Consider the following 8,885-nt stretch of genomic DNA (forward strand, 5'->3'; position numbering starts at 1 on the left):
TATTCAGTGATAAATTTGCGTCAGAAATTTACCAATCTTTTAACCAATGAAAAAAACTATCTTATATGCGCTGTTCATGCTGCTCGCCGCAATCAGCGCACAGGCACAGAACATCACAGTGCACGGAACGGTTTTATCAAAGACCGATGACGAGCCTCTGATCGGGGCTTCCGTCATGTCAGAAGCCATGAAGACAGGAGCAAGCACCGACATCGACGGTCGGTTCTCTCTCAAAGTTCCGGAAGGATCAAAGATCACCATCTCTTATGTAGGTTATCTGCCGCTTACTCTCGTGGCTGAACCTGAAATGACCATACACCTCAGCGAAGACATCGAGATTCTTGACGAAGTAGTAGTGGTGGGTTACTCATCTGAAAAGAAATCAGACCTCACCGGCTCGGTGTCTGTGGTGAAGATGAAAGATGTATCTGACACCCCGACCGGCAACGTAATCCAGGCACTCCAGGGCCGTGTGGCCGGCATGAACATCACCACTGACGGAACACCGGGCGGTCTGAGCACCGGAACCTCGATCCGCGGCGCCTCTTCATTCCGCAGCGAGGCCAACGGTCCGCTCTATGTGATCGACGGCGTGATGACCCGCGAGAATCCTGGCACCATCCTCAACAGCAACGACGTGGAGTCGATCCAGGTGCTCAAGGACGCAGCCTCGGCTTCGATCTACGGCGCCCAGGCAGCCAACGGCGTGATCATCATCACCACCAAGCGCGCCAAAAAGGGTGAAAGCCGCGTGACATTCGACGCCACACTCACACTCCAGACCTATCAGAGCGGCCTTGACATGCTCAATGCCGACCAGTGGGGCGATGTCTATTGGTCAGCCTACAAATATTCCTACGGCACCACCCCGACCTCTGAGCTCTACGGCAGCGGCGCCACCCCCAAACTCCAGCCCTACGTGAACCTCAACGGAGTAATGGTCAACCCGCAGAATACCGACTGGGAAAAAGAGATCCACCGCACAGCGCTTATGCAGACCTACAGCGTAGGCCTCTCCAGAGGCGATGAAAACGGTTCGTCATCACTTTCGCTGAGCTGGCTCGACCATGACGGTATCATCAAAGGCTCCGATTTCCAGAAAGCCAACGCCCGCTTCAGTTCAGACTACGGCTTCATCAACAACCGCCTGCGCGCCGGCGGCAACGTCACCGTCAACTGGTGGCGCCAGCACAACGCGCCCGGAGAAATCGAGAAAAACGCCATCAAGATGCACCCGGCCCGCACAGTCTATGACTCGGAAGGCAACTACAACGATCAGGTGGCCTTCGGCCTGAACGACACCCCCAACATCATGCGCCAGATCTCGGAGGAAGCCAACAACAAGCATGAATACTGGCGAGTGTTCGGCAACGCCTATCTCTCTGTCGAACCGATCAAAAACCTCATCATCAAGACCAACTTCGGTCTCAACTACCACAACGGCAACGACAAGACATTCACCCCCGCCAACCTCCGCGACAAGACCAACAGCCTCTATCAGTACTCAAGCAAGACCACTGACTGGGTCTGGACCAACACCGCGCAGTATAACGCCGACTTCGGCAAGAATTCCATCATGGCGCTCCTCGGCATCGAGGCCAAACGCAACCACTTCGAAGATATGTTCGGCGAAGGCAAAGGCCTTGAGATCGAAGATCCTGACTATCTCTATTTGGGCAATGTCACCTCAAACAAAAACACCGGCTCCGGAGCTTCGAACTACTCGATGTTCTCCGTGTTCGGAAAACTCAATTACACATGGGACAATAAATATCTCGTCTCCTTCACCCTGCGCCGCGACGCGTCATCACGCCTCTCGACAAGCCACAACTACGACTGGTTCCCCTCTGTTTCGGCAGGATGGCGCATCTCGCAGGAGAGCTTCATGGAAGGCACACGCTCCTGGCTCAGCGACCTTAAGATCCGTGGCGCATATGGCGTGAACGGCAACGATATTATTGCCAACGACGCTTTCTATGCTAAATATGCGATGGATCTTGACCGCGCGGCCTATGCCACAGGCGGAGGCAACACACTGATGCCCGGCGCACTGCGCTCGCGCAGCACCAACCCCGACCTTACATGGGAAAAGACCTATCAGACCAACGTGGGCTTCGACGCCTCACTGCTGAACAGCCGCCTGTCACTCTCGGTTGACTACTTCCACAAGCGCACCGATGACATGCTCGTCGAGAAACCCTACATCGCCACTATTGGCGAAGGCGGCTACTGCTGGTACAACGGCGGCTCGATGGTCAACAAGGGTTTCGAGATCTCTGCTGAATGGCGCCAGTCACTCAACAAGGATTTCAGCTACAGCGTGGGCCTCAACGTCACCGCGATGAAAAACGAAGTCACTGACCTGATGAAAGACATCTACTACACCTGGGGCGGCGGCAACGGCATCGACAAGAGCATCGTCGGCCATGCTCTCGGATCATGGCTTGGCTACAAGACTGACGGAGTGTTCCGCACCCAGGAAGAGGTAGACGCCTATATGGCCAGATACAATGTCAGCTTCGGCAGTCCGGCAGTGGGCCGTGTGCGCTACGTCGATGCCAACGGCGACGGTGAGATCAATGACCGTGACCGCACCTGGCTCGGCACCGACCTTCCCAAAGCCCAGTTCGGCCTCAGCTTCGGAGCAAACTGGAAGCAGTTTGACCTCAGCCTGTTCTTCTCAAGCATAATCCGCGACGCCTGGAACAACTCCAAGTACTATACCGACTTCTTCCCCCTCTGGACCGGCAACCACGGCACCCAGCTTCTCGGAGCCGCCAAGGCCTATGACCGCTATCTCCAGACCGGCTACTACGATTCAAGCGTCCCGGCTCCCTCTATCGACAACAACAACAAGGAGAACGAAGATTCGGACTACTACATCGAAGACGGCTCGTTCCTGCGCCTGAAGACCCTCTCGCTCGGCTACACCCTGCCCAAAAACATTCAGAACAAACTTAAAATGCAGAATGCCCGCGTTTATTTCCAGGCCCAGAACCTGTTGACTCTCACCAGCTACAGCGGCGCTGACCCCGAAGGCCTCGGCTATCCCTACGCGCTGCCCCGCCAGTACACATTCGGCATTCAATTCGGATTCTAAATACATCATCTTAAATCGAAATCACAATGAAACTCAAAAATATATTCACCATCGCACTTGCCGGACTTGCACTGAGCGCCTGCAGCGATGATTTCCTCGAAAACAAGCCCCAGGGCTCGCTCTCTGACGGCAATATGAACGATCCCTCGGCGGTAGATCTGCTTGTCAACGGCGCCTATGCCACATTCGGATGCCGCTACGCCGACTCAAATGACCCCCATCTCTTCCCGGTGACCAACTGGAGCTATGGCGAAGTCCGCGCCGACAATGCCTATAAAGGCGGAGGCAGCGAGACAGACCTCTGGGAGATACACGACATGGAAACCTCGCGCATACAGCCCAACAACGGATTTCTCGACGGGAAGTGGTTCAACGTCTACTGCGGAATATCGCGCTGCAACTCGGCCATCCGCGCCCTGCGCAAGGTTGACGAATCGCAGAACAAGAACAAGGCCTCGCGTATAGCCGAGGTCCGAGTGATCCGCGACCACTGGTATTTCGAGCTGGTGCGCCTGTTCAACCGCATCCCCTACATGGATATCGATCTGCCTGAAAACGACTACACTTCAGTGCGCAACGATGAATTTACCCGCGACGAACACCTTGACCGCATAGCCAATGACCTGCTCGAAGCCGCCAATGACCTCCCTGACAGCCAGAGTGAGATAGGCCGTATCAACCGCCGCATAGCTCTTGCCTATGCCGCTAAAGTGAAACTCTACCAGGCCTACGAACAAGATCCGCAGACCAATGCCGTCACCGGCATAAACCGCACACTGCTGCAGGAAGTGGTGGATCTGATTGACGGAATCCAGGGCTATGACCTGCTCGCTGATTTCCAGCAGCTCGACCTGCTTGAATATGAAAACGGTCCGGAATCAGTGTTTGCCATCCAGTTCTCGAAAGACGACGGCTCAAGCGGAGTGGGACGCATCAACTGGAGTATGCTCCTCAACTCCATGACCGGCCCCGGCTGCCCCTGGCAGGGCGACGGCTTCTTCCTCCCCTCGCAGGACCTCATCAACGCCTATCAGACAGATGCCGACGGTCTGCCGGTGTTTGACTACCAGAACCGTCCCGACTACGGCAAAGTGGTCTTTGACAGCAACGGCGGTTATTCGCTGGGCAATACCGACGGCAACGTGGACCCGCGCCTGGACTTTATCACAGGCCGTCCGACCATCCGCTACAAGACATTCGAGGAGAGAGCCTGCGGCCTGTGGGTGCGCAACAGCGATGTCTACGGCTACAACAATACCAAGCGATTCTGGCTCTCGCCCGAATCCAAAGATGCCGAACAGGGCTGGCCCTGGGGAGCCTCGGCTCTCAACTGGCAGATCATCCGCTATGCCGATCTGCTGCTCTACAAGGCCGAAGCTCTCATCGAACTCGGTGGCAACGGTCTTGAAGAAGCCCGCACGCTGATCAACAGAGTCCGCGCCCGCGCCATGAACAGTTCATATGTCAAAGATTTCAATGACCCCTCGAAAGATGCCGCCAACTATAAGATAGGGCTCTATCCCGCCACAGGCTGGACTCAGGACTATGCCCGCCGGGCTCTCCGCACCGAAATGCGTCTGGAGAAGGCAATGGAAGGTGAACGCTTCTTCGACCTAGTGCGCTGGGGCATAGCCAAGGAGACCATGAACAACTTCTTCGCAGCTGAAAAAGATAACTGCATATATTATCAGAACGTCTCGTTCGAGACCGGCGAGGAATACTTCCCGATCCCGGTGGCTCAGTATAATTTCTCAGGCGGTATCTATGTCCAGAATCCCGGCTACCCGGCATTCTGATCCGACTCAGACACATAGCCAAGGTACAATACATATAAGGTAATAGAAGATTTTTAAGGTTGATTTTACATGTGGAGGGTCCGTGGGGGCTCTCCACTGTTATATTGAAACAACAAGAATGATCCAGAAAAGGACATTAATTAGAAATGTCGTGCTGGCCGGTCGCTCTGTCCAGACAGGGCTGTATCTGACAGAAGCGATGATATTTCGGACAAGCCGAGTGCTTTGATTGTGAATGAATGCAAACTCCATCAACTTTTGAGCCGACATTTTGGCTCACCACTCCACTTCAATATTCTGCGTATAAACGCCGATGGAGGTCTTCAGGAGAGATGCGGGTTTCCTCTGACGGTATCGAATACGGAGACTGAATCCAATTATATGCGTCGGCTTTTGCTGACGAAAATTCAACCTTGCGTTTCTCAGACCGATATCAATGTGTCGTTATTCATTCCTATTCCGAATTTGCTGCAAATTAACAACATTTTCGGAATAGCGCCAAATCCAATATCGCAGCACGGCGGTAATCGGCTCATAGCCGGACTTGACAAGCAAGCACGCCATAAGCCGACGGTCAGATTCGGAGGCATCTACAATGAGTACCTTGTTCATATAAATGTTAACGTCAGGGTTGCAGATTTTAAATTTATATAATTGTATTTCAAGCAGGCAACAGATTGACATCCAGTCCCCAATGCATACTTCCTATGGCCCCGTGATGGCGCGCGATAGAGCCAAGGGAGGGTGTGTCGGTCGGCAGACTGCTCACATACATACGTTTTTCACGTGTATGTATCGCGGTCTTCTTTCTGACGGTCTCGGCCTTGTATTCCATAATCGTCATGTTTCCGCCACATTTCTCCTTGTCGGCAATAATTCCGAGACCGTCATATATGCCGTAGGTTCTTGTTTCAATTATTCCATGACCGAGTTCGGGACCTTCCGTGTAAGAATACAGTGGCTTATGCTCCTTGAGCCTGTCTTCCACTCCGTAACGCAGCGAAGGCTGGTTGGCCTTGAGCCCTATGAGAAAATCGCCACCTTTCTTCCTGATTTTTTTAATAATATCCTTTTGCATTGACATGGCATCTGCGGTGACAATCTTTCCGGATATGTCGATTTTGTCGATCAGTATACCAGGACTGAGGCGGCAAAATTCATCAGTCGTTCCGAGAAACTGAAGATTTACTGAAGATTTAGCGAATTTTATTTTCGATTTTTGAGAAAATATTTGCACAATTAAAAAATAGTGCTTAACTTTGCACTCACAAACGAAACGGCAGCCTTTATGAGGCGTTGAGAGAAACGGACTCGGCTATGGTTTCGAAAAAAAACTCAACTTGGTGTGGTAGTTCAGCTGGTTAGAATACCTGCCTGTCACGCAGGGGGTCGCGGGTTCGAGTCCCGTCCATACCGCTGAGGAGAGAGGAGAATGAGTAATTCTTGGACTTCGGTCCTGATTGCTCATTCTTTTTTTTGTATCTTATCGCTCTTATTGATAGAAAAATCGGGTCAGCGGATTTAGCCGGAACAGCCTATGATCCTGCGGCGCTGCTGCTTGGTGACGGATGGCGGCTCCCCACAGCCGCTGAGTGCGAGGAACTGCTCGACGCATGCACTTTCGAAGCGATGACTTTCGGCGACACCTGCGCAGTGGTGCTGACAGCGTCGGGAAACGGCAATAGCATCATTCTTCCGCTCGCCGGCTACATGACAGGTGCACGTCTTTATACTTTCAATTCCGAGGGTACCTACATGACCGGCAACCGCGAATTTGAAGCATATGGCGACGAGTGGAGCGACATCGGTCCGATCTCTATGCTGATGAACAGCGCAATGGCCTTTGTCAACTACGGATCACCACAGCTCGGATCTACCATCCGTCCGGAGAGAGACAAGGTATGATAGGCGCAGGTGCAGTCTCCGCTCATGATTTCACTGTGCTCGTCACGCCGATCTATGTGGCCATTGACAGTGTGGATTTCAATGAAAGCCTTGAGCGTGAAAGCAATGACCGCCCGTTTGAACTTACTCAGTTTCAAAACAGCCTTGTCAACTGTGTGTTGGATGCAAATCCGAACACCATAGTCTTGTTCAATGCCGGGAGCAACGTGGATATGAGTCACTGGCAGCAACGAGCCCCGGCCCTGCTATATCTGTGGTATCCCGGACAGGAAGGCGGTCAGGCAGCGCAGAGATCCTTTTCGAAAAGGTGACCCCCAGCGGTAAACTGCCGCTAAGTTTTGAAAAACGCTGGGCCGGCAATCCGGTTTACGATTACTACTATGATCATGACGGAGACAAGCGCGTAAGTTATGGAGAGGCCTTCTGTTAGGCTATCGTCATTACGACACACGTAACGCAGTTGGAAACTTTCTTGGAAACTTTCTGCAAGATTTTTATAAAAATATTTTCAAAAAATTTGGTGAAATCAAAAATAAGCCTTACCTTTGCATCGCAATTGAGAAAAACGCTCAATAAAGCAAGACTCCGTAGCTCAGTTGGTAGAGCAACTGACTCTTAATCAGTGGGTCGAGAGTTCGAGCCTCTCCGGGGTCACAATCAAAAATGGCAAAACGCCGCAAAGCACTGAAATCACTTGATTTTCAGTGCTTTTTCTTTTTGCCAAAATCGAGGAACACTGAAAAATATTACGGTCGGCTGTGAGTGATGTGTGAGTGGTCACGATTGTGAGCGATTCCACTCACAGTTGATAATTCTCGACTGTGAGCTGGCTGAAACACACTATGTTACCATCATATACCAGTTCACAAAGTGGGGTTTTCAGCGTGGGAACGAACCTTAGACCCGGTTTGGGTCGCAATTCCAGAGTTTTCTAAACACACTTTAACTCTTGAAAGATTTATTAACGTAGTTTCATCCGCAAATTCAACCCTCAACATTGATTTCTGCGTATTTCAGCATTATTTGCTGTGAGTGACAATTCACAGTAGAGTGTAGTGGTATGACAGGATCATAGCCAGCGCACATACATATACTTCAACGGACTTCATCGTTTTGATGTGTCGAAAAAAATGATTATATTTATATAACCATTAAACCACAAACGTATGACATCCGATTCTTATTTCACTCTTGGCTTCTATGTGCGGAAGCCACAGACAGGACGGGCGGAATATCCAATCTTTGCCCGCATATCGGTGGCCGGACAAGCTACCGAGTTCAAAATCGGTCGCACCGTTGACCCGGAAAATTGGGATGCCAAAAAGCATCTGTGCCGTGGTCGCTCTCGTCGTGACCTTGAACTGAACAAGTACCTTGAACTGGTACGTTCCAAACTTTGTGATATACACAATATGCTCATCCGAGAAAACAAGCCTGTCAACCCGGCTATTCTGAAGTCGCTGTTCCTCGGTAACGGAGAGAAGCCAAAGATGATGATAGAGGTGTTCCGTAATGCAAACGAGATACGCAAAGAAGAGTATGAACGTGGCGATATTGTGAAAGCCACTGATCAGCGTTGGAGTCGTTGTGCCGACTATATGGAGGAATTCTTCAAAACAAGTCTCAACACTCCTGACATTCCTATTAAGGACGTGACTTCTGGCATACTCGACGACTTCCAGCATTTCCTGCGCATGAAGAAGGCATGCGCCAACAATGCGGCAGTACGCTATTTGCGATGTGTAAAGAATGTGATGCAGTATGTGGAAAACCCAGGCTCGGATGACCCCTTAGACCAGGTTGAATTGACCCCTTAAGCCAAAATATCACTGACCCTTTTGCCCAATATAAAAATGACCCCTGTCGACGTAATGTCAGCAGGGGATTTTATATGTATCTTTGAGTTCCGTTTTGGCCGACGGGGGATATAATTCAAAGAAAACATGAACACAAAATTAAAGAATATTCTCCTATGTCACGCATCAGGGATGGGCATAAAAGGCATCAGTAGTGCCTTTGACATATCCCGGAACACGGTGCGCCGCTATGTGAGAATGTATCAGGACAGCGGTATACCCGCTGAG

The 8,885-nt window shown here is 51.3% G+C and carries 7 protein-coding genes and 2 tRNA genes; 8 read left to right on the top strand and 1 reads right to left on the bottom strand.

Annotated elements, in window-relative coordinates:
* Positions 1 to 46: 46 nt before the first annotated feature.
* Both C5O23_RS11000 and C5O23_RS11005 read left to right on the top strand, forming a co-directional pair.
* On the top strand, positions 47 to 3,100 hold the full coding sequence (locus C5O23_RS11000; protein WP_107032994.1) for a SusC/RagA family TonB-linked outer membrane protein: 3,054 nt from the start codon (positions 47 to 49) through the stop codon (positions 3,098 to 3,100).
* Between the two features lie 26 nt (positions 3,101 to 3,126).
* Positions 3,127 to 4,896, top strand: a complete 1,770-nt coding sequence (locus tag C5O23_RS11005; protein WP_107032995.1) for a RagB/SusD family nutrient uptake outer membrane protein — start codon at positions 3,127 to 3,129, stop codon at positions 4,894 to 4,896.
* Positions 4,897 to 5,557: 661 nt separating this feature from the next.
* Here the strand turns inward: C5O23_RS11005 and C5O23_RS11015 are convergent.
* The gene (locus C5O23_RS11015; RefSeq protein WP_161553601.1) at positions 5,558 to 6,133 is read right to left on the bottom strand and encodes an ISAs1 family transposase; all 576 of its coding nucleotides are present in this window, start codon (positions 6,131 to 6,133) and stop codon (positions 5,558 to 5,560) included.
* A gap of 105 nt (positions 6,134 to 6,238) precedes the next feature.
* Here C5O23_RS11015 and C5O23_RS11020 point away from each other — a divergent pair.
* From C5O23_RS11020 to C5O23_RS11045, 6 genes are all read left to right on the top strand, one after another.
* Positions 6,239 to 6,312 (top strand) — tRNA-Asp (locus C5O23_RS11020).
* A 60-nt stretch (positions 6,313 to 6,372) separates the two neighbouring features.
* A complete protein-coding gene (locus C5O23_RS11025) occupies positions 6,373 to 6,801 on the top strand; it encodes a hypothetical protein (RefSeq protein WP_133166552.1) in 429 nt (142 codons plus the stop codon).
* Entirely contained in the window at positions 6,798 to 7,112 is a 315-nt protein-coding gene (locus C5O23_RS11030; RefSeq protein WP_107032999.1) for a glycoside hydrolase family 3 protein, read from the top strand. The genes C5O23_RS11025 and C5O23_RS11030 overlap by 4 nt, the downstream gene beginning before the upstream one ends.
* 270 nt (positions 7,113 to 7,382) lie before the next feature.
* Positions 7,383 to 7,455, top strand: a tRNA-Lys gene (locus tag C5O23_RS11035).
* Between the two features lie 512 nt (positions 7,456 to 7,967).
* The gene (locus tag C5O23_RS11040; protein WP_107033000.1) at positions 7,968 to 8,618 is read left to right on the top strand and encodes a phage integrase SAM-like domain-containing protein; all 651 of its coding nucleotides are present in this window, start codon (positions 7,968 to 7,970) and stop codon (positions 8,616 to 8,618) included.
* 126 nt (positions 8,619 to 8,744) lie between these two features.
* Positions 8,745 to 8,885 (top strand): helix-turn-helix domain-containing protein (locus C5O23_RS11045; RefSeq protein ID WP_133166553.1); only part of this gene is annotated, 141 nt, incomplete at its 3' end.

The sequence above is a fragment of the Duncaniella muris genome (assembly GCF_003024805.1).
GTDB classification, from domain to species: domain Bacteria; phylum Bacteroidota; class Bacteroidia; order Bacteroidales; family Muribaculaceae; genus Duncaniella; species Duncaniella muris.